The sequence below is a fragment of the Candidatus Symbiopectobacterium sp. NZEC135 genome, assembly GCF_025962695.1.
The window spans coordinates 34701-54744 of sequence record NZ_JAGFPF010000025.1 but is presented as its reverse complement, the minus strand read 5'-3'; the positions used below and the strand labels follow the sequence as shown (position 1 = coordinate 54744).

Here is a 20044-nt window from a genome sequence, read left to right as displayed (position 1 = left end):
CGCCTCCCCACAATAAATTACCTGATATCAGGCCCTTTCCAGCGTACAGAGCAACGGGTGCTCATTTTCCCTTGCATAACGATTCACTTGCACCGTCTTGGTTTCAGCCACATCGGCACTGTAAACACCACAGACAGCCTTCCCTTCATAGTGAACCGTCAGCATAAGTTGCGTTGCGCGTTCAATATCATAAGAAAAGAACTTTTGCAGAACGTCAATAACAAATTCCATCGGGGTGTAATCATCATTGTTTAAAATCACGTTATACATCGATGGCGGTTGCAATTTTTGCTGCTGTTTTTCCAACAGAACGCTGTCAGAATGCGTCCAGGGACGGCTCTCCATACGTATCTGCGACGTTGCATTAACGTGGGTAACTTGCTCCCACCGATTTTCAATCCCCACACTGCGGTTACTCATTATTCATCCATCTTCATTAATGCGACACCAGGCTGAGTGTCCCACATCAACCATTTACTCTTTATTTTATCACCTGAACGCGCACTGTGTTGCCAAGAAGCAAGAAATCGTCCGGTGATGTCATCGGTAACAGCACACGTATTGAAGCAACAACCCTGCATGAAAATCATCAATTGCGTTACCTGCATCAAACTTTGACAAACTGCTCTGCGCTGCCCCGGTGGGATGGCTTGACGCTCTTTTCGATTTCACTAGAGTGTACAGGTGAATTGACGGGGTTTTAATCAATTCGCATTCATATCGACCAAATAACCTAACCTCTCGTTTCGATAATACTCTTGCGAAGGACGTAAATGCATGGAGACAGGTACTGTTAAATGGTTCAATAATGCCAAAGGCTTTGGATTTATCTGTCCCGAAGGTGGAGGCGAGGATATCTTTGCCCACTACTCGACGATCCAAATGGACGGTTATCGCACGCTGAAGGCAGGCCAGGCGGTCAGATTTGATGTTCATAAAGGGCCTAAAGGAAATCACGCCAGTTTGATCGTCCCGCTGATCGCAGAGGCTGTAGCCTAGCGGTGGTTTGAAGCACGTCCCCATTATCCACAAAAGAAAATGCTGGTTTTACAACCGGCATTTTTATTTTGAATCCTCTGAGAGCAGATCGGTTTAATCAGCGCGACCACGCGCTAACCAGAATACGCGAGAAAAAAGTGTGCGAATCAACACCGGAATGGCGTCATTGCCGCGCTCAGCCGCAGCCATTGCCACTTCAATGGCCAGATCCGGTTTTGAGGCACGGTGAATCGCTTTCACGATCACTTTCGCGGCCGAGAGTGGCACATTTTCCGGCAGTTGTGCAACACGGTGGAAAACGTCCTTATAGCCATTGCGATACATAAAATGTTCCATATCAGGGGCAGAAAGCATCGTTATATGGTCACGATCGGTTTCCCCCTGTTGGGTCAGTAGGCTGCGCGCCGTGGCAGCATACTTTTTACCTGCGTCATCGCCGTCCACCAGCACGTGCCACTCAATACCCATGCGGTGCGCAAATTTCAGCAGCGGTCGTAGCCCTGATTGCGCAAACTCAATGACGCGCACGCCTTCTGCTTCAAAGTGATGTCCACATTGACGGCCGAGCTCGCTCAGCATCCACACTTCCGTTTCGCCTTCAACCAGCAGCCAGCAGCGCGCAAACAGCGATGAGGGGCGATTAAAACGGATATGGAACGCGATACGGCGGCTGTCTTCAGGACTCATCCCTTGTCTGCCAATACGGTAAGTCGCCACCCGCGAGGACTCACGCACCAGGCGGCACACCTGCTCCACCGGCACCAGCGACAGCAGATCGCCGGAATTGGTGGTGGTGATTTTCTGCAAGGGCAAGTGCATCAGCAACTCCCAGGCAACCGACAGCATGATGGGGTGTAAGCGTGTTTCAGGATCTTCTATCAGCAACAGCGGACGCGATTCCGTATCCAGCGATACCACGCCTTTCGCCTGCAACAGCGTCGAAAACAATTCGAGAAGGATGATACGGCGGCTGCGACTGTTGGGATCGCTCAGCATCCGGTTGATGTTATCCAGAGCGCGCCAGGATTTTCCGCCATGCGCGCGCGCATGGCGGTGATGGCGCAGCGTGACATCTTCATCGCCCTGCTCGGAAAAATAATGTTCCAGCAGTTGCCGCATCACCACAATCCCCTGACGCAGATCCTGATCGGTCAGTCTCTGCGGATTGCGGGTTAGCTCCTGCATTAGTTGATTGAGGTGTTGGGTCAGGTCATCGCTGTTACTCTCCCGTACCGGCAACGGTGACACGTCAACCCGCTTGCGCCGGGTGAAGCGCGCATCGCGCAGCCGTAAAACCGGATGCAAGCGAATCAGTTCACGCGCCAGCGTATCAATGTTTTCCAGCGCCAGCGGCTGCCCGTCCGCGTCGAGGAAACTGCGCCAGGTGCACACCGCGCCGCTGTCATCCACTTCACCTTCCAGACGGTAGAAAATACGCTGTAACCTTCCCTCGCCCCTGACCCAAACCGGTGCCAGACCACGGTAACGCGGCCCAAGGTGATGCCCAACGCCGTTTTCACAGAAGGTGAAAATAACCTGTAAGTGATGTTCCCGGCTCGCTTCATCACCGGGCGTAAAGTGGAAGTCCTGTAAAGAGAAATGATACAACGGCAGCGCTGGCGACAGCAGCAGGGACAAGGCATCCAACAGACTTGACTTGCCCCAGGCATTTTCCCCAATCAAGACTGTATTGTGCTCCAGTACCAATGACAGACGATTGATGCCGCGGAACCCAACAATCTCCACGCTTTCAAGGTACATGCACACCTCCTGATGTTCGGGCTGCACAACTGCACAGCACTGTTTTCATTGTATACCCTAACGAGCGTGCTTTACCCCGACTGCCGTGTCATCCACAAGATGCCTTTTCTGTGATCCCTTACGGGTTCGAGCTTGCGTCACCAGAAATATTTCTCCTCATTGCTTTACAGTACGCCAGCACGTCATTCCCTGAGCGGAGAAGCGTGACATAGGATCGAATAGTTTTATCGACCGCGGCTCTGTCAAGGTTGGCAGGCGGATACGTGTACCAGAATTGGTGTAATCTCACCATCATGGCGGTCAGATAAATACGTTGCCCAATCGCAAGCTCGTCATACAGTTGGTGCGCACAGGCATAAAAATCATTGAGCTGCGCTAATTTGCAAATATTACTCGCCTGAAAAATCACTTCTGCTTGCGCATCAAACGTGCGCATATCAATGCTGATATTATATTGGCACTGGTAGGACAGCGCCGGACTCGAAGGCGGTTTCTGGCACATGGCCATGGTCCTCAGCTTCTTGCAAAATATCTCCACAATCTCCATGATGCCATCGTTTAACGCCAAATCGTCTATTGGGTATTGGCACTCAACCACGATAGCCCTGTCGAGCGTATAGTCTGGCTGCACGCGTAGGTTAAGTAACGTTGTAATTTCACGCTCGGTCAATCTGTGACAGCGGGCCTCAAGATGTTTAGCCTCTGTACAAATTTTGTAGAATGCGCCTTGTGCGCCATAGTGAGGTTTTTCTGCCAACACGTTGTGCATACCCTTTATTGATATCAGGGCATTGCAAATAGTTCGATTAGTCACTCTAAGATTGTCATAGTCATTGATGGGAAGGTAGGTTGCAATTTTTTGGATCATTTCAATCGGTAAGCTATCGATATTCACGATGTGGAAGGTCACTGTCGGGGATGCCGATAAGCACGTTGATGATGACACAGCAAGGTCTTCATACTGCTTGCAAACGCGGCTTTTCTTGGCGCTAACATCTAGCATGGGCAACAGAACTCCTGTATCACAAATTATTCAGTAGCAGATACTGTACGTGAAAGCAGAAATAGCCCCTTTCATAAAGTAGTCGCGTATGCATTTCCCGACGTAAACAGACTGAATTGAGACGTATTTTCATCCGACAAGGTGAAAATTGCGCTACATCAAATTTACCTGAAGTTGCATGTAAAAAGCCTTTTTTACTGAGGGGGAAGTCACTATGCTTCAAAACAAGCATTATAAATGCAACTTTAAAAAGGATAACGTTATGTTTTGTGTGCAATGTGAGCAAACTATCCGTACCCCGGCTGGAAACGGTTGCGCCTATGCGCAAGGCATGTGTGGTAAAACCGCTGAAACCTCCGATCTGCAAGACCTACTGGTCGCCGTATTGCAAGGGTTGTCAGCCTGGGCGCTGAAAGCACGTTCTCTGGATATCATCGACCACACGGTTGATAACTTCGTACCTCGTGCTTTCTTCGCCACGCTGACCAACGTCAACTTCGATTCGCAGAGAATCATTGGTTACGCGCAAGAAGCTATCCAGTTGCGTCACGGGCTGAAAACGCGCTGTCGTCTGCTTGAGGCAGATGCCAGCGTTGATCACCCGCTGTCTGAACTGCAACTGGCAGGCAACGATATTCCGACGCTGTTACAACAGGCCAGCCAGTTCGCACTGGATCATGATAAGGCCACGATTGGTGCCGACCTGCATGGTCTGCGTATGCTGTGCCTGTATGGCCTGAAAGGGGCCGCCGCCTATATGGAGCATGCCCATGTACTCGGCCAATACGATGACACTATCTATGCCGAATTCCACGCGCTGATGGCCTGGTTGGGCACGCAGCCGAGCGACATGGATACGCTGCTGAACAATGCCATGGCGATTGGCAAGATGAACTTCAACGTGATGGCAATTCTGGATAAAGGTGAAACCGATACTTACGGTCATCCCAATCCAACACAGGTAAACGTGCGTCCGGTCGCAGGCAAAGCCATTTTGATTTCCGGTCACGACTTGAAAGACCTGCGGATGCTGTTGGAGCAGACCGAAGGCACTGGCGTCAATATTTATACGCACGGTGAAATGCTGCCTGCGCACGGCTATCCCGAGTTGAAAAAATTCTCGCACCTGGTGGGTAACTACGGCAGTGGCTGGCAGAACCAACAGGTGGAATTTGCCAAATTCCCAGGTCCTATCGTGATGACCTCCAACTGCATCATCGATCCGAACGTTGGGAACTACGGCGATCGTATCTGGACGCGTAGCATTGTGGGTTGGCCGGGTGTGAACCATCTGGAAGGGGATGATTTCAGCCAGATCGTGGCTCAGGCACAAGGCCTGGCCGGTTTCCCCTACAGCGAAATTGAGCACAACATCACCGTCGGTTTCGGGCGTGAAACCTTACTCAGCGCGGCGGATACCGTGATCGATTTGGTGGCTACAGGCAAATTGCGTCACGTGTTCCTGGTGGGTGGCTGTGACGGTAGCCGTAGTGAACGCAGCTATTTTACCGATTTCGCGCGTAGCGTACCGGATGACTGCCTGATCATGACGCTGGCATGCGGTAAATATCGCTTTAACAAGCTGGATTTTGGCACGCTGGAAGGGTTACCGCGTCTGCTCGATGTCGGTCAGTGTAACGATGCCTACTCAGCCATCATTCTGGCCGTGAAACTGGCGGAAAAACTGGGCTGTGGGGTGAACGACCTGCCATTGAGCCTGGTACTCTCCTGGTTTGAGCAAAAAGCCATCGTTATTCTGCTCACGCTGCTGTCGCTGGGCGTGAAAAACATCAGAACCGGCCCTACCGCACCTGGCTTCCTGACGGATAACCTGCTGGCCGTGCTGAACGAAAAATTCGGTATGTGCTCGATTACCACCGTAGAAGAAGACATCAACACCATTCTGTCCGCTTGAGAGCAATAGGATAACAAGCGGCGCGGCAACGCGTCGCTTGTGCTGTTTGGAGAGCACACATGACACAACCGACCTCCGCATGCCCGAACCGCATGCAAGTTCACTCCATTCGTCAGGAAACGCCTGACGTCTGGACGCTTTCGCTGATTAATCACGATTTCTACCCCTATCGTCCGGGGCAGTATGCGCTGGTTTGCATTGCCAACGACCCCGATACCCTGCGCGCCTATACCCTCTCGTCAACCCCTGGGTTAAGCCCGTTCATCACGCTGACGGTGCGGCGGTTGGAAGAAGGGACGGGTTCAGGCTGGCTGACTCAGCAGGTCAAACCCGGTGACTATCTGTGGCTTTCCGATGCTCAGGGCGAATTTACCTGCGTTGATAAAGGCCATGCAGAGCAGGAACGTTATCTCATGATGGCCGCAGGCTGTGGCGTTACCCCCATCATGTCGATGAGTCGCTGGTTATTGGCACACCGTCCGAACGTTCACTTGCAGGTTATCTTTAATGTTCGTAATCCGCAGCAGGTGATTTTCGCCGCAGAGTGGCAACGTCTCGCAGAATGCTATCCATCACAGCTGTCGCTGACCTTGGTCGCCGAGTTTGACGCCGAACCCGGTTTTCTCGTTGGAAGGTTAACGCCTGAGTTACTGAAACAGGCGGTGCCGGATCTGGCACAGCGCATTGTGATGACCTGCGGTCCAGCCCCTTATATGCAGCAAGTTGCCGCACTGGTTGCTGACGCTGGCGTCCCCGCGACGCGTTTTTACAAAGAGCAGTTCCAGATTGGCGCTGAATCATTGGAAGAGGACGGTGAACAGTTGACGCTGACCATTCGCCAGCCGCTAAATACGCTGCGTGTTCCTGTTGGCATCAGTTTGCTCGCTGCGTTGGAAAGCAACAAAATACCGGTTAATGCCGCCTGCCGTGCTGGTGTCTGTGGCAGTTGCAAAACCAAAGTGCTTTCCGGCGATTACACCACCAGTAGCACCATGACGCTGACAGCGGAAGAGATAGCACAAGGCTATGTGCTCGCGTGCAGTTGCCAACTGCACGGGGATACAGTGCTGGCGTAACCTAAGGCGTTGCCACACCCGCAACCGTGGGTGTGGGCTCCTTATAGGCCAAGGCGATAATTTTTTTGACGCAAGCATCGACAGCGTAGCGTAACACCACGTCATCGCTGGCGTGACGTGCCCTCTGGCGGTAGGGTTCAGGATGCATGAGGAAATCAGCAATAGCATTCTGCCAGGCCGCAATATCATTGCACGGCAACAATACGCCGTTTTCCTGATGGCGGATGATATCCGGGATGCCTCCCACGTCGCTCGCCATTACCGGGACGCCAAAATACATCGCCTCAACCAATGCCATTCCAAATGATTCATTACGTGAAGGCATCAACACCAGATCTGCATGCCGGTAGACGGCCGCAGCCGGAAACAGCTTGCCCGCCATCATCACGTTATCTTGTAAACCGTAGCGCGCAATCATCGCGTTGATAACCTTGTACTCAGGGCCATCACCCACAATCAGATAACGAAACGCATGGCCTGACTGTTTGAGCGCCGCCAACGCCGCCAACGCGGTATCATGGCCTTTTTCACCGCGTAGCATACCGACCTGTACAATGACAGGTGACGTACCGCCCTCCAGCCAGCATTGCACAGAGACAGGCAAAGGCTGCTCACTGTGGGCGTGCAAGGTAGCAAAGTCAAACCCGGGGGCGACCACCTCAATTTTTTCATCATGGCAGCCACCCGCCACCATCGCGCGCTTCATGCCACTGCTCGGCACCACCACCTGATCCGCGAGATAATTGGTGCTAAACGGTTTAATTCGGCTGGTCAGATAGGTTTTTTGCCGCACAAGCGTTGGCTTGTTCCAGGCCAGCTTGGTTGCCAAGGCAGCAATATTTGCATCGTGTCCGCTGTGACTGACGATAAATAACGGATGATATTCATGAATAAGCTGTCTGAAACGCCACAATGAGGGGAAATGATAACTATTTCTAAATGTAATCGGGAATATTGGAATATGTTTTTCGGCGGCAAGTGTAGCAACTTCACTTTCCGGGCGACATGCCAGTAACACCTCAAAGCCTAAATGTTGTAAGGCGTGTAATTGCATCATCGCCTGCAATTCCTGCCCGCCCACATGCTTAGAGGATTCCGTATAGAGAATGCGTTTTCTCATAAATAAACCTAATAAAAACAAACAACACCCTACTCTCGAATGAGAGCATGCGCGGTGTGTATAACGTCTGGCGTAATTTTATGGGAGCGAAGCTAAACGGAAGGTAAATACTTTTTATACAAAAGCGTACTTTCGGAAAATAAATACATAAAATGCCCAGGAACATTATTCTGGGCACGTGGTCATGGCATAAAAAAAGCTTTAGGTATAACGCTGCCCCTTGTGTAAGGAAAATAGTGAAGAAATAACCGGTGTGGTATACATAAACAGTCTCCGCTTAAGCCAGGAAGTGTCTTCTCGCTCTTTGGTACTGATACGTCCCAAACGCCAGGTAAGGTCTCGCGGCATGTTCATTCGCCGTTCGGTAGTATAGAGATAGTCAAACCCTTGCGCTTGAGCAATGGCAGCATAGTCGTGGTTATAAAAACCCATAGGCCAGCAAAAATGGCGGCTGCACGACCCCAGTCGCGCAAGCAGCGTTTCACGACACAAACGCAGATCGGCCTCCAAAGCGCGATGGCGTTCAGCAGGATCGGTGATCTGCCAGTCCCAGCGCTGATGCGTGTGGGTATGCGCGTGAAACTCCACTAACCCGCTGGCTTGCATCTCTTTAATTTCAGACCAGCGCATCATCACATCGTCGGCATGGCCAGTGGTGACTTTTTCCTCACACGCTTTGTGAGAGAATGCAATCTCCGCCAGTTCACGAACGGGGCCGTCCCCAATCTGGCCCGTAATAAGAAAAATATGCGCATGCAGTCCAAGACGCTTTAACACCGGAAACGCATAAACCCAATTGTCCAAATAGCCGTCATCAAAGGTGATCATCACACTTTTACGCGGCAAGGGCTCTCCACGGTAGAATCCTTCCAATTCAGCTGCGGTCACGGTTTTCCACCCGGCACGCGCCAGCCAGGTCATTTGTTCAATAAAGGTGTCGGGGGACAGCGTCACCAGCCCAGGTTTAGGGCCAACGTGGTGATACATCAGGATAGGAATTGCACTGGCATTCATTCTATTACGCTCTTTTTTGTATGCGCGTGTTCACTGGCGCAACTGACCGCCACGCTTGGGGCGCTAACGTCATAACCAAAAATACACAAACCATTAATCTTGCCACAAACAACTTCAACCATTCATCACTATAATGCATTCATAACCTGTATTTTTTAATACTATCAGCGCTAAACCGTAGCATGATAATCGTCGGTACGGGCAGATTTGCTGTCTGTTATCCTTCGGTCCCGACAATCACAGCCACCCCGCCTCTTAACCGATATTTTGTGCTATTATTTATCCATTAGTCCGCTAATCAGCAAATTTTAACCCACGGCGATTGCATAAGTATCCTGCCGACGTTAACATTCGCGGCATCAATGTCTATTCAATTCTTGCGCATGAGTATTCAACTAAACAGCATTAACTGTTTCTATGGCGCGCATCAGGCGCTATTCGATGTCACCCTTGATTGTCCGGCTGGCGAAACGCTGGTGTTATTGGGCCCCAGTGGTGCAGGGAAAAGCTCGCTGCTGCGCGTATTGAACCTGCTGGAAATGCCGCGCTCGGGCACGCTTGCCATCGCAGGCAACCAGTTTACGTTTGCGCAGCCGCCGAGTGACGGTGCCATCCGCGAACTGCGTCGCAATGTCGGCATGGTATTTCAGCAATACAACCTGTGGCCACACCTGACCGTCACGCAAAACCTGACCGAGGCACCTTGCCGGGTATTGGGGTTGAGCAAAGACGAGGCGCTGGCGCGAGCAGACAAACTGTTAACACGTTTACGCCTGCGCGATTTTGCCGATCGTTTCCCGCTGCATTTGTCCGGTGGGCAGCAACAACGCGTGGCGATTGCCCGCGCACTGATGATGGAACCTCAGGTGCTGCTGTTTGATGAACCGACGGCCGCTCTCGATCCTGAAATCACCGCCCAAGTGGTCGGTATTATTCAGGAACTGGCGCAGACCGGCATCACCCAGGTGATCGTCACTCACGAAGTGGATTTTGCACGTAAAACTGCCAGCCGTGTGGTCTACATGGAAAATGGCCGTATTGTCGAACAGGGTGATGCGGGCCACTTTACCGCGCCGCAAACCGCCGAGTTCGCCAGTTATCTTTCTCATTGATGAACAAGATGGAAATGACAATGAAAAAATTACTCGTTGCAGCACTCCTCGCCAGCGCCAGCGTTGCCGCCAGCGCCGCAGAAACCATCCGTTTCGCGACTGAAGCCTCTTACCCTCCGTTCGAATTCGTGGGCGATGATAACAAGATTCAAGGGTTTGACGTCGATTTAGCCAACGCACTGTGCAAAGAGATGAACGCCACCTGTACGTTTAGCAATCAGGCCTTTGACAGCTTGATCCCAGGGCTTAAATTCCGCCGTTATGAAGCCGTTATGGCTGGGATGGATATTACGCCGGAACGTCAGCAACAGGTGACCTTTAGCCAACCTTACTACGACAACTCAGCGCTGTTTATCGCACAGAAAGGCAAAGTGGCCGATATTGACGCCCTGAAAGGTAAGCGCGTTGGCGTGCAGAACGGTACGACTCACCAGAAATACCTGCTGGACCAACACAAAGATGTGACTACAGTACCCTATGACAGCTATCAGAATGCCATTCTGGATCTGAAAAGCGGCCGTCTGGACGCGGTATTCGGTGACACCGCCGTGGTGAATGAGTGGCTGAAACAAAACGACCAGTTAGCTACCGTAGGCAGCAGCGTGACGGATAAAAATTACTTTGGTATCGGTTTGGGCATTGCGGTGCGTCAGGGTAACGATGCGCTGGTCAAACGCTTCAATGACGCGCTGGACAAAGTCAAACAGGATGGCACGTATCAGTCCATCTACAACAAATGGTTTCAGCAGTAATCTCGCTCAATGATTGAATTTCATCCTCTTGCAAGCGCCGCCGGCATGACCGTCGGCCTTGCCGTTTGTGCACTGGTACTCGGTTTGATTCTGGCGATGCTGTTTGCTGTCTGGGAAATGGCGCGCTGGAAGCCCGTTGCCTGGTGTGGCACAGCGTTAGTGACGCTGCTACGTGGTCTGCCAGAAATTCTGGTGGTGCTGTTTATCTATTTTGGTTCATCACAACTGCTGCTGATACTGGCGGATGGTTTTACGCTCAATGTGGGTGGCGCAGCGTTTCCCATCAAGTTAAACATTGAGACGTTTGAAGTCAGCCCGTTTCTGTGCGGTGTGATTGCGTTGGCGCTGCTGTATGCAGCCTATGCGTCACAAACGCTGCGCGGCGCGCTTAAAGCGGTTCCGCAAGGGCAGCGCGAATCAGGACAAGCCCTGGGGTTGAGCAAAGCGGCCATCTTCTTTCGTCTGATCATGCCGCAAATGTGGCGTCATGCCCTGCCCGGCCTCGGCAACCAATGGCTGGTATTACTGAAAGATACTGCATTGGTGTCATTGATTAGCGTGAACGATCTGATGCTGCAAACCAAGAGCATCGCCACACGTACCCAAGAGCCCTTTACTTGGTATGTGATTGCGGCAGCGATTTATCTGGTGATCACCTTGTTGAGTCAATACGTCCTCAAACGTATCGAACTGCGTACTACGCGCTTTGAACGGAGGCCGTCCTGATGCTCGCCTACTTACCTGAATTGCTTAAAGGTCTGCACACCAGTCTGAGCCTTACGCTGGTGGCGCTGATTGCTGCACTGGTTATCTCTTTGGTGCTGACGGCGGTGCTTGCGTTAAAAACACCGGTATTGTCCCTGCTATCTCGGGCCTACATCACCCTGTTTACCGGCACGCCGCTGCTAGTGCAAATCTTCCTGATCTATTATGGACCGGGGCAGTTTCCGGCTATCCAGCAGATCCCGTGGTTGTGGCACTTGCTCTCTCAGCCCTGGCTGTGCGCCATGATTGCGCTGGCATTAAACAGCGCGGCCTATACGACGCAACTGTTTTACGGCGCGGTGCGCGCCATCCCTTCCGGGCAGTGGCAATCCTGCGCGGCGCTGGGTATGTCACCGGCACAAACGCTGCGAATTTTGCTGCCTTATGCCTTTAAACGCGCCCTGTCGTCCTATTCAAACGAAGTGGTGTTGGTGTTTAAAAGCACCTCACTGGCGTATACCATCACGCTGATGGAGGTGATGGGTTACAGCCAACTGATGTATGGTCGCACTTACGATGTCGCCGTGTTCGGTACCGCAGGGATTATTTACCTGTGTGTCAATGGGTTGCTGACATTGTTGATGCGGCTTATCGAACGTCGCGCGCTGGCGTTTGAACACCGTAACTGATTCAGTTTGTACGGCAAAAAGCAGGCTACGGCCTGCTTTTTTTGTCTATTTTATCGCCACTCAAATGTATTTTTAATCATTTTATTTGCATATTAATTCACTTAATGGCAATGTAATTGCCGTTGAGCGGGAAGCATGCCGCAGAAAAAATTCAAAAAATCGTTGGAGCACAACATGAAAAAATTCGTGGTCACCACGTTACTGGCAGGTATGGCATTCGGCGCTAACGCCGCAGACACTATTCGTTTTGCTGCTTCCGCCACCTATCCACCGTTTGAATCTCTCGATGCTAACAACGAGATCGTCGGCTTTGATATGGATCTGGCGAAAGCCCTGTGCAAACAGATGCAAGCTAACTGCACCTTCACCAACCAGGCTTTCGACAGTCTGATCCCGGCGCTGAAATTCCGTCGTTATGATGCCGTGATCTCTGGGATGGACATCACCCCAGAGCGCAGCAAGCAAGTGGCCTTCACCCAACCCTATTATGCCAACTCTGCCGTGGTTATCGCGCAGAAGGGCAAATTCAGTGATTTTGCCGCCATGAAAGGCAAGCGTATCGGGATGGAAAACGGCACCACGCACCAGAAGTACATGAATGACAAGCACCCTGAAGTACAGACCGTCTCCTACGACAGCTATCAAAATGCGGTGCTGGATTTGAAAAACGGGCGCATTGATGGCGTTTTCGGTGACACGGCGGTGGTCAATGAGTGGATCAAGAACAACCCGGAACTGGCAAGCGTGGGCGAACACGTGACTGATCCGGAATACTTCGGCACCGGTCTCGGTATCGCCGTTCGCCCTGATGACAAGGCGCTGCTGGCAAAATTGAACGGTGCGCTGGATGCCATCAAAGCGGATGGCACCTATAAAGCCATTAACGACAAATGGTTCCCGCAATAAATCAGATTCAAGTCAACAAGCGCCCTCGGGCGCTTTTTTTGTCTCTTTTTCCTGAACCTTACTCACGCCGCAATAGCGTCAGCACTTCATAGTGTGCAGTATGCGGGAACATATCGAACAGTTGCACCTGGACAATCTGGTATCCCGGCAACAGGCTGATATCACTGGTCATGGTCTGTGCATTACAGCTTGAGTAGAGGATATACGCCGGGGCCATCTGGCTCAGATAGGCACAGAGCTCGCGCCCTATGCCGCGTCGGGGTGGGTTGACCAGCACCAGATCCGGCGCACTGGCATTGCCAGTGGCAAATTGTGTGGAGTCCAGCGCCTGAAATGTCACCTGCGTCAGCCCAAGTTGCGTGGCGGAGCGCTGCGCACAGGCGATAGCCTCGGCACTGATTTCAATACCGGTCAGCGGCATGTCCGGCGTGGCGCAATGCAACCCAAAGCCACCAACGCCGCAAAACAGATCCCACATGCTGGTCACTGGCAACGCGGCAACCCAGTTGCGCGCCGTGGCATAGAGTGTGGCAGCGACGTGCGGGTTCGTTTGAAAGAAACCGCGCGGTCGCAAGAAAAGTGGCACCTGATTGAATGCCTCTTCCAGCATCTGGCTTTCGGTTAGCGCAATCTCCTCTTCCCCTTCCAGAATCGCCTGATGAACAGGCTGGATATTGGCTGAGATCACCGCCAACTGCGGCAACTGCTGCTGTAACCAGGGAAGCGCCTGCTGTAGCTGGGCCAGTTTGGTTTTTGAGCGCAACACAAAGCGCAGCATAAACTCACCGCGCAGGCGACTTTCGGTCAGCAGCAGATACTTTAATTCACCGCGCCGCCGGGCCACCTGATAGGGCGTGAGCCCAGCGCGCACAATAAACGTTTTGAGCACAGCAAGCACCGGCGCGAACGATGCCGGATAAAGCGGACAGTCACACAAATCGACCGCGCTGCCATCCTGACGCAGAATACCGAACACCGGGCGTTCGACGCTGCCACTGACCACCATTTTGGCCTTGTTGCGAAAGGCCTGCTGTGGCGAGGAAACCACGGGCAGCCAAGCCCCCACTGCGTGTTGGTCCAGCAGCGCAGCCAAATGTTGCTGCTTGTCAGACAACTGCTGCGTATAAGGTTTTTTCAGCCACTGGCAGGAGCGGCAACTGCCTTCGGTATATCGTGCACACTGCATAGAAGAAGAGGAGTCAATAAAGTCGGGGCGGCATTATAGCACCGTCAGGCTCGATGTCTTATAGTCGTGCACCGAGCGGCACGATGGCATAGCGCTACGCGGTGTCGCGCTGAAAAAAACGGCGGCTACGGTGCGGGACAAATAGCAAAAAAAGCACGAGTATGTCAGGCAGGCGCTGTGTGGCAAACTGGTGCAGAACGTCCCAGTTTGTCTCTCCGCTAAAGTGAAAGATATCAGGCAAAAAATCGCTAAAAGAGGCCAGCAGCATGTAGCCAGAGATCGCTCCCTGACCAATCAGGTAGCCCCAGCGCCCCCAGTTTTTCCCTGCCATCACCGCCACACCGCAGCGCACTTCAAAACAGAGAATCACCAGCGCGGCCAATAGCACCAGCGTTGAATCCCAGGACTCTGCGCTGCTACCAATCCAGCCACCAAAACTGCTTAATCCCAGATCCCACAGCAGCATCACAAGGCTCAGTACACAGGTGGCAATAATACCAATGCCCGCAACTGTCACAGCGACAGGGGCGTAATTGCCTTGTGCAACCAATGTCTTCTTGCTGTGCAGCATCGTGAGTCGGTTTCCTTTACAGAGACGACAGCGCCACCGGAGAGGTGGCGCTGTGCCGTTTATATCCTTAGCACTTAGCTCAACCGTGTCTGGCTCGCTGCATATCACGAATGCGCTGCTTCTCCGCACGTGCCATAAACCACCAGGCAATCAAGCCAATCACACCTACCACCAATAATATCAGCGATGCCAGCGCGTTAATTTGCGGATTAACGCCCATTCGCACACTGGAGAACACCAGCATGGGCAGCGTGGTCGCCCCCGGCCCGGAAACGAAACTGGCGATCACCAGATCGTCCAGCGACAGCGTAAACGCCAGCAGCCAGCCGGAAACCAGCGCAGGCGCAATCATCGGGACCGTGATGATGAAAAACACTTTGAGCGGTGCTGCGCCCAGATCCATGGCGGCTTCTTCAATGGAACGATCCAGTTCGCGCAGTCGCGCGCTGATCACCACGGTGACATAAGCGGTACAGAAGGTCACATGAGCTAGCCAGATGGTCAACATGCCGCGCTCCGAGGGCCAGCCGATAGCATGCCCCAGCGCCACAAACAGTAACAGCAACGACAAACCGGTAATCACATCAGGCATCACCAGCGGCGCAGTCAGCATAAACGCAAAGCCGTTGGAACCGCGAAAACTACCAAAACGCACCATCACCACCGCCGCCAGCGTGCCAAGCACCACAGCCATGGTGGCGGAGGCCGCTGCGATAGTCAGGCTTAGCGCCACGGCGCTCATCATGGCGCTGTCCTGAAACAGCGCGCTGTACCATTGGGTCGACCACCCTGCCCACACTGTCACCAGCTTGGAACTGTTGAAAGAGTAAATCACCAGCATCAGCATCGGCGCATACAGAAAGGTAAAACCGATAACCAGAATCAGGGTACGCCACGGGGAACGAACCACAGGTAAATTATTCATGCCTGATCTCCCGCACTTTTGTTCTGATGCTTGTGGAACCACATGATGGGCACAATCAGCAGCAACAGCATAATGGTCGCTACCGCAGAGGCGACCGGCCAGTCGCGGTTGTTAAAGAACTCTTGCCACAGGATACGGCCAATCATGATGCTGTCCGGGCCGCCTAACAGCTCAGGGATCACGTACTCCCCAACCGCCGGGATAAACACCAGCATGGATCCAGCGATAATACCGCCCTTAGTCAACGGCACAATCACGTGGAAAAAGGTTTTCAACGGGCGCGCGCCCAAATCCAGTGAGGCTTCCACCAGCGAATAATCCAGGCGGGTCAACGCGGTATAAATCGGCAACACCATAAACGGCAGATAGGAGTAGACGATACCGATATACACCGCCAGATTGGTGTGCAGGATGATCAGCGGCTCATCAATGACCCCTAGCCACAGCAAGAAGTTATTCAATATCCCGTTGTTCTTCAGGATCCCCATCCAGGCATATACGCGGATAAGAAAGGAGGTCCACGAAGGCAGAATAACCAACAACAACAAAATGTTGCGCGTGGAAGGCTGACTGTGTGCGACCGCCCATGCCAGCGGGTAACCAATGATCAGGCAGAGCACCGTCGACACCGCAGCCACTTTCAACGACTGTAAATAGGCTTCGAAATAGAGCGGATCATCGAGCAGATGAAGGTAGTTGCCCAGATTGAGGGTGATATCGAGCTTATCATCCGCCCAGGAGAGCAAATCGGTATAGGGTGGCACCGCGCGCGCCATTTCTGCCAGACTGATTTTAAAAACAATCAGGAACGGCAGCATAAACAGCAGAATAAGCCAGATATACGGCAGCGCGATCACCAGTTTGCGCCCGTATTTCAGGTGCCACTGGGTCAACAGCCGACGCAGAGGACTGCGCGGCACATCCGGTGGTTCCGCCGTTTTGCCATCCGAAAAGTTATGTTCAGGAAACATGGTCATTATCTCGCCCTATCACACCGTCAACACCACACAGCTGTCCGCTTCCCAGCACAAGCGCACTTCGTCACCCCAGGTGGGGGCACCTTTGCGATAGCGGTAAGCATTTTGCAACTGGGCACTGATGATCTGCCCACTGTTGAGACGCACATGGTAAATCGACAGATCGCCCAGATAAGCAATATGGACCACTTCACCGACGGCAAAGTTACAGCCGTCTTCTGGCACCTCTTCACACAGCATGATTTTTTCGGGGCGCAGTGCAACATGCACAGGCACGCCATCCACCACGGAGACATCGGTATTCACTTTCAGCGGATGCACCAGCCCCGGACTCTGAATGATCAACGCATCGTCCTGGCGCTCTTTCAGCAACCCTTCAAACATATTGACCGAGCCAATAAATTCAGCGCTGAAACGCGTGGTCGGGTGTTCGTAAATCTCTTCCGGCTCACCAATTTGCACAAACTTGCCGCGGTTCATGATGGCGATGCGCCCGGCCATGGTCATGGCCTCTTCCTGATCGTGGGTTACCATCACGCAGGTCACGCCGACACGCTCAAGAATATCCACCACTTCCAGTTGCATCCGGTCACGCAGCTTTTTGTCCAGCGCACCCATCGGTTCATCCAGCAGCAGCAGTTTCGGGCGTTTCGCCAGACTGCGAGCCAGTGCCACGCGCTGACGCTGACCGCCGGAGAGCTGATGCGGTTTGCGTCCGGCAAACTCCTGCATATGCACCAGCGTCAACATTTCTTCCACCCGGTCTTTAATTTCCGCGCGGGATAGCTTGTCCTGCTTCAAGCCGAAAGCGATATTCTTCTCAACTGTCATATGCGGAAACAGAGCATAGGACTGAAACATCATATTGATAGGACGCTGATAGGGCGGCACCAGCGACAGATCCTGCCCATCCAGCACAATCTGCCCCTGAGTCGGGTGTTCAAAACCGGCTAACATACGCAACAAGGTGGATTTACCACAGCCGGAAGCCCCCAGCAGTGCGAAAATCTCACCTTTGTAGATAGTCAGACTCACATCATCCACCGCCGCCTGACCGTCAAAGGACTTGGTCAAATTGCGCACTTCCAACAGCGGCGTTACGGCCTTTTGCGTTTTAGGCTGGGGACGGGAAATTGCATCATTCACTTAGCATTGCTCTCCGGCAAAAGCAGAACAAACGAATAACCCACGGTGGAGAAGGATCGGCGACAAGCCCCCCTCGCACCGCCATGGATTACACCACATACAGCACAAACAGGCGGGGATTAGCCGCCTGTGGATTATCACATACTCTCAACGTACAAAAACAGTTACTTGCCGCTTTTTACCTTGGTCCAGGCACGAGTACGCGTGCGGTCAATCTGCGGTGATTGCACTTTGAGCGTAAACAGCTTGGCACGCACGTCATCTGGCGGGAAGATGCCCGGATCGTTACGTACCGCTTCATCAACCAGCGGAACGGAGGCTTTGTTACCGTTGGCGTAGAAAACGTAATTGCTGATATTGGCAATCACTTCCGGTTTCATCAGGTAGTTAAGGAACTGGTAAGCTTCCTCTTTGTTTTTGGCATCGGCTGGCATCGCCAGCACGTCAAAGAATGCCAACGCCCCTTGCTTCGGAATGCTGTAACCGATGTTCACACCGTTCTTCGCTTCCTTGGCACGGTTAGCCGCCTGTTTCACGTCTCCCGCCCAACCAATAGCCACACAGATGTCACCATTAGCCAGATCGTTGATGTACTGCGAAGAGTGGAAATAGCGGATGCTCGGGCGCAATTTCAGCAGCAGATCGGTAGCACCTTTGCTGTAATCATCGGCCTTGGTGCTGTTCGGATCTTTACCCTGATAGTTCAGCACGGTCGCGAAAATCTCTTCTGGCGCATCCAGGAAGGCAACGCCACAGCTTTTCAGTTTTTCCAGATTTTCCGGCTTCAACACCAGATCCCAACTGTCGATAGGCGCATCTGCACCCAGCGCGGCTTTGACTTTATCGATGTTAAAGCCGATGCCCGTGGTGGCCCACAGGTAGGGAATCGCATATTTGTTGTCAGGATCGTGCTGAGCAATCAGTTTCATCAGCTCAGGATCGAGGTTTTTGTAATTAGGCAGTTTGCTTTTATCCAGCGGCTGGAAAACGCCGGCGGCAAGCTGACGCTCGAGAAAGCTGGCAGAAGGCACGACCAAATCAAAACCGGTACTGCCCGCCATTAGTTTGCCTTCCAACACTTCGTTGGAGTCAAACACGTCATAAACGACTTTGATGCCTGTTTCTTTCTGGAAATTGCTCAGGGTGTCCGGCGCAATGTAATCTGACCAGTTATATACATGCAGCGTTTTTTCTTCCGCAGATGCGGTGACGGACGCGGCCATCATCAAGCCGGCAACAACACCCGAGAGCCATGTTTTACGTTGGGTGAACATCCGTTCCTTCCTCCATACCAGGGGTGAATCATGGAATAAAATCCGTATCAGGACGATACCGGACACATACCTGAATTAATCGCGCCGACGGGCGGGGATGTTGAATGGCTATGCACTAAAAATAATCATAGTACACACAGACATAAATGCATTGTCATCACCTGACGGTCACAGGAAGTTAGCATAACCGCCTCGTGTTCGCGGTGCTATATGTGCAACGTAAAAAACGGCTTTTATCGATTAATTATGCAGGAGTTGGCGCGGTGAACGGCAAGTCTTTACTGTTGGCGGTGGAATATAGTGAAAAAACGATTATTCGCAGAATAAACCAACGGTAACAGAAGAATAAGAAATAATGATTGCTGCCCGCAGGCAGCAACAGAATCAATGCAGGCTGTGTGACAGGGCGCGAGCAGGAGAGGTCTCTTCTTCTTCACCGAGAAACAGCATATTGTTAGCACAGGCTTCCAGAATAACCATGGAGATCTGTTCTTCGGACTGCTGCATAAAGTGGCGGAATTGCTCAATGGCCACGCCTGCCGCCACGTCGAGCGTCTGACAAACAATGAGCTTTGGCAGATTATCGTCCTGCACATCAAGAAAGGCTTTCACCGTTAAGGAACTGGCATTGATTTGGCTCAGGTTGCCCGCGAGCGCAATCAAGGCGCTGGGTTTCACCTCAGCCAGTGCAGAAAATAAAACAACGCCGTCCACCAGATCGACCTTGGCATCGAAAACGCCATCGAAATTCTGCATATGGGGCAAATGCAACGCCTGACAGGAGTCACATTCAAAATAGAGAATATTGAGTTGATCCAACCACCGCCGCAGCAGATTCAGATCCGGAACGATGAGTGAATCCATCATAATGTGCCTCATTTGCGCCTGTAACGTAAAAACCTTACTAGCTTAC

The 20044-nt window shown here is 52.3% G+C and carries 20 protein-coding genes; 8 read left to right on the top strand and 12 right to left on the bottom strand.

Annotation, left to right across the window (positions count from 1 at the left end; translation table 11 throughout):
- Positions 1 to 27: 27 nt before the first annotated feature.
- Positions 28 to 345, bottom strand: a complete 318-nt coding sequence (clpS, locus tag J5224_RS13795; protein ID WP_264625923.1) for an ATP-dependent Clp protease adapter ClpS — start codon at positions 343 to 345, stop codon at positions 28 to 30.
- Positions 346 to 777: 432 nt separating this feature from the next.
- Between clpS and cspD the strand changes: the two genes are divergently transcribed.
- Positions 778 to 999, top strand: coding sequence for a cold shock-like protein CspD (gene cspD / locus J5224_RS13790; RefSeq protein ID WP_264625912.1), 222 nt, complete (start codon positions 778 to 780; stop codon positions 997 to 999).
- A 93-nt stretch (positions 1000 to 1092) separates the two neighbouring features.
- Here cspD and J5224_RS13785 read toward each other — a convergent pair whose 3' ends face one another.
- Positions 1093 to 2760 (bottom strand): ATP-dependent endonuclease, encoded by a 1668-nt coding sequence (locus J5224_RS13785; protein ID WP_264625911.1) that lies wholly within the window; start codon positions 2758 to 2760, stop codon positions 1093 to 1095.
- 118 nt (positions 2761 to 2878) lie between these two features.
- Complete coding sequence (locus tag J5224_RS13780) at positions 2879 to 3763, bottom strand: hypothetical protein (RefSeq protein ID WP_264625910.1); 885 nt, start codon at positions 3761 to 3763, stop codon at positions 2879 to 2881.
- Between the two features lie 262 nt (positions 3764 to 4025).
- Here J5224_RS13780 and hcp point away from each other — a divergent pair, with 262 nt between their 5' ends.
- Both hcp and hcr read left to right on the top strand, forming a co-directional pair.
- Positions 4026 to 5678, top strand: coding sequence for a hydroxylamine reductase (gene hcp / locus J5224_RS13775; protein ID WP_264625909.1), 1653 nt, complete (start codon positions 4026 to 4028; stop codon positions 5676 to 5678).
- A gap of 59 nt (positions 5679 to 5737) precedes the next feature.
- Positions 5738 to 6754: an NADH oxidoreductase gene (hcr, locus tag J5224_RS13770; RefSeq protein WP_264625908.1), complete on the top strand. Its 1017-nt coding sequence runs from the start codon at positions 5738 to 5740 to the stop codon at positions 6752 to 6754.
- A gap of 1 nt (position 6755) precedes the next feature.
- On the opposite strand, the gene J5224_RS13765 is transcribed toward hcr, so the two are convergent.
- Together J5224_RS13765 and J5224_RS13760 are read right to left on the bottom strand one after the other, a co-directional pair.
- Positions 6756 to 7874: a glycosyltransferase gene (locus tag J5224_RS13765; RefSeq protein WP_264625907.1), complete on the bottom strand. Its 1119-nt coding sequence runs from the start codon at positions 7872 to 7874 to the stop codon at positions 6756 to 6758.
- Positions 7875 to 8075: 201 nt separating this feature from the next.
- Positions 8076 to 8888, bottom strand: a complete 813-nt coding sequence (locus tag J5224_RS13760) for a polysaccharide deacetylase family protein (RefSeq protein WP_264625906.1) — start codon at positions 8886 to 8888, stop codon at positions 8076 to 8078.
- 383 nt (positions 8889 to 9271) lie between these two features.
- Here J5224_RS13760 and artP point away from each other — a divergent pair, with 383 nt between their 5' ends.
- From artP to J5224_RS13735, 5 genes are all read left to right on the top strand, one after another.
- Positions 9272 to 10000, top strand: coding sequence for an arginine ABC transporter ATP-binding protein ArtP (gene artP / locus J5224_RS13755; protein WP_264625922.1), 729 nt, complete (start codon positions 9272 to 9274; stop codon positions 9998 to 10000).
- A gap of 20 nt (positions 10001 to 10020) precedes the next feature.
- On the top strand, positions 10021 to 10752 hold the full coding sequence (artJ, locus tag J5224_RS13750; RefSeq protein ID WP_264625905.1) for an arginine ABC transporter substrate-binding protein: 732 nt from the start codon (positions 10021 to 10023) through the stop codon (positions 10750 to 10752).
- Between the two features lie 9 nt (positions 10753 to 10761).
- A complete protein-coding gene (gene artQ, locus J5224_RS13745; RefSeq protein WP_264625904.1) occupies positions 10762 to 11478 on the top strand; it encodes an arginine ABC transporter permease ArtQ in 717 nt (238 codons plus the stop codon).
- Positions 11478 to 12146: an arginine ABC transporter permease ArtM gene (gene artM / locus J5224_RS13740; protein WP_264625903.1), complete on the top strand. Its 669-nt coding sequence runs from the start codon at positions 11478 to 11480 to the stop codon at positions 12144 to 12146. The genes artQ and artM overlap by 1 nt, the downstream gene beginning before the upstream one ends.
- 174 nt (positions 12147 to 12320) lie before the next feature.
- The gene (locus J5224_RS13735; RefSeq protein WP_264625902.1) at positions 12321 to 13052 is read left to right on the top strand and encodes an arginine ABC transporter substrate-binding protein; all 732 of its coding nucleotides are present in this window, start codon (positions 12321 to 12323) and stop codon (positions 13050 to 13052) included.
- 58 nt (positions 13053 to 13110) lie between these two features.
- Here J5224_RS13735 and rlmC read toward each other — a convergent pair whose 3' ends face one another.
- From rlmC to J5224_RS13700, 7 genes are all read right to left on the bottom strand, one after another.
- Positions 13111 to 14238, bottom strand: a complete 1128-nt coding sequence (gene rlmC, locus J5224_RS13730) for a 23S rRNA (uracil(747)-C(5))-methyltransferase RlmC (protein WP_264625901.1) — start codon at positions 14236 to 14238, stop codon at positions 13111 to 13113.
- A 94-nt stretch (positions 14239 to 14332) separates the two neighbouring features.
- On the bottom strand, positions 14333 to 14809 hold the full coding sequence (locus J5224_RS13725; protein ID WP_264625900.1) for a YbjO family protein: 477 nt from the start codon (positions 14807 to 14809) through the stop codon (positions 14333 to 14335).
- Positions 14810 to 14888: 79 nt separating this feature from the next.
- On the bottom strand, positions 14889 to 15734 hold the full coding sequence (gene potI / locus J5224_RS13720; protein WP_264625899.1) for a putrescine ABC transporter permease PotI: 846 nt from the start codon (positions 15732 to 15734) through the stop codon (positions 14889 to 14891).
- Positions 15731 to 16711: a putrescine ABC transporter permease PotH gene (potH, locus tag J5224_RS13715; protein ID WP_264625898.1), complete on the bottom strand. Its 981-nt coding sequence runs from the start codon at positions 16709 to 16711 to the stop codon at positions 15731 to 15733. The genes potI and potH overlap by 4 nt, the downstream gene beginning before the upstream one ends.
- A 12-nt stretch (positions 16712 to 16723) precedes the next feature.
- Positions 16724 to 17857, bottom strand: a complete 1134-nt coding sequence (gene potG / locus J5224_RS13710) for a putrescine ABC transporter ATP-binding subunit PotG (protein ID WP_222160418.1) — start codon at positions 17855 to 17857, stop codon at positions 16724 to 16726.
- 164 nt (positions 17858 to 18021) lie between these two features.
- On the bottom strand, positions 18022 to 19131 hold the full coding sequence (gene potF / locus J5224_RS13705) for a spermidine/putrescine ABC transporter substrate-binding protein PotF (protein ID WP_264625897.1): 1110 nt from the start codon (positions 19129 to 19131) through the stop codon (positions 18022 to 18024).
- Between the two features lie 384 nt (positions 19132 to 19515).
- Complete coding sequence (locus J5224_RS13700; protein ID WP_264625921.1) at positions 19516 to 19995, bottom strand: YbjN domain-containing protein; 480 nt, start codon at positions 19993 to 19995, stop codon at positions 19516 to 19518.
- Positions 19996 to 20044 lie beyond the last annotated feature (49 nt).

What these genes read in the sequence shown, in the direction of transcription:
- clpS (WP_264625923.1), bottom strand. Translation starts at nt 345, where the DNA reads ATGGAGAGCCGTCCCTGGACGCATTCTGACAGCGTTCTGTTGGAAAAA.
- cspD (WP_264625912.1), top strand. Translation starts at nt 778, where the DNA reads ATGGAGACAGGTACTGTTAAATGGTTCAATAATGCCAAAGGCTTTGGA.
- J5224_RS13785 (WP_264625911.1), bottom strand. Translation starts at nt 2,760, where the DNA reads ATGTACCTTGAAAGCGTGGAGATTGTTGGGTTCCGCGGCATCAATCGT.
- J5224_RS13780 (WP_264625910.1), bottom strand. Translation starts at nt 3,763, where the DNA reads ATGCTAGATGTTAGCGCCAAGAAAAGCCGCGTTTGCAAGCAGTATGAA.
- hcp (WP_264625909.1), top strand. Translation starts at nt 4,026, where the DNA reads ATGTTTTGTGTGCAATGTGAGCAAACTATCCGTACCCCGGCTGGAAAC.
- hcr (WP_264625908.1), top strand. Translation starts at nt 5,738, where the DNA reads ATGACACAACCGACCTCCGCATGCCCGAACCGCATGCAAGTTCACTCC.
- J5224_RS13765 (WP_264625907.1), bottom strand. Translation starts at nt 7,874, where the DNA reads ATGAGAAAACGCATTCTCTATACGGAATCCTCTAAGCATGTGGGCGGG.
- J5224_RS13760 (WP_264625906.1), bottom strand. Translation starts at nt 8,888, where the DNA reads ATGAATGCCAGTGCAATTCCTATCCTGATGTATCACCACGTTGGCCCT.
- artP (WP_264625922.1), top strand. Translation starts at nt 9,272, where the DNA reads ATGAGTATTCAACTAAACAGCATTAACTGTTTCTATGGCGCGCATCAG.
- artJ (WP_264625905.1), top strand. Translation starts at nt 10,021, where the DNA reads ATGAAAAAATTACTCGTTGCAGCACTCCTCGCCAGCGCCAGCGTTGCC.
- artQ (WP_264625904.1), top strand. Translation starts at nt 10,762, where the DNA reads ATGATTGAATTTCATCCTCTTGCAAGCGCCGCCGGCATGACCGTCGGC.
- artM (WP_264625903.1), top strand. Translation starts at nt 11,478, where the DNA reads ATGCTCGCCTACTTACCTGAATTGCTTAAAGGTCTGCACACCAGTCTG.
- J5224_RS13735 (WP_264625902.1), top strand. Translation starts at nt 12,321, where the DNA reads ATGAAAAAATTCGTGGTCACCACGTTACTGGCAGGTATGGCATTCGGC.
- rlmC (WP_264625901.1), bottom strand. Translation starts at nt 14,238, where the DNA reads ATGCAGTGTGCACGATATACCGAAGGCAGTTGCCGCTCCTGCCAGTGG.
- J5224_RS13725 (WP_264625900.1), bottom strand. Translation starts at nt 14,809, where the DNA reads ATGCTGCACAGCAAGAAGACATTGGTTGCACAAGGCAATTACGCCCCT.
- potI (WP_264625899.1), bottom strand. Translation starts at nt 15,734, where the DNA reads ATGAATAATTTACCTGTGGTTCGTTCCCCGTGGCGTACCCTGATTCTG.
- potH (WP_264625898.1), bottom strand. Translation starts at nt 16,711, where the DNA reads ATGACCATGTTTCCTGAACATAACTTTTCGGATGGCAAAACGGCGGAA.
- potF (WP_264625897.1), bottom strand. Translation starts at nt 19,131, where the DNA reads ATGTTCACCCAACGTAAAACATGGCTCTCGGGTGTTGTTGCCGGCTTG.
- J5224_RS13700 (WP_264625921.1), bottom strand. Translation starts at nt 19,995, where the DNA reads ATGGATTCACTCATCGTTCCGGATCTGAATCTGCTGCGGCGGTGGTTG.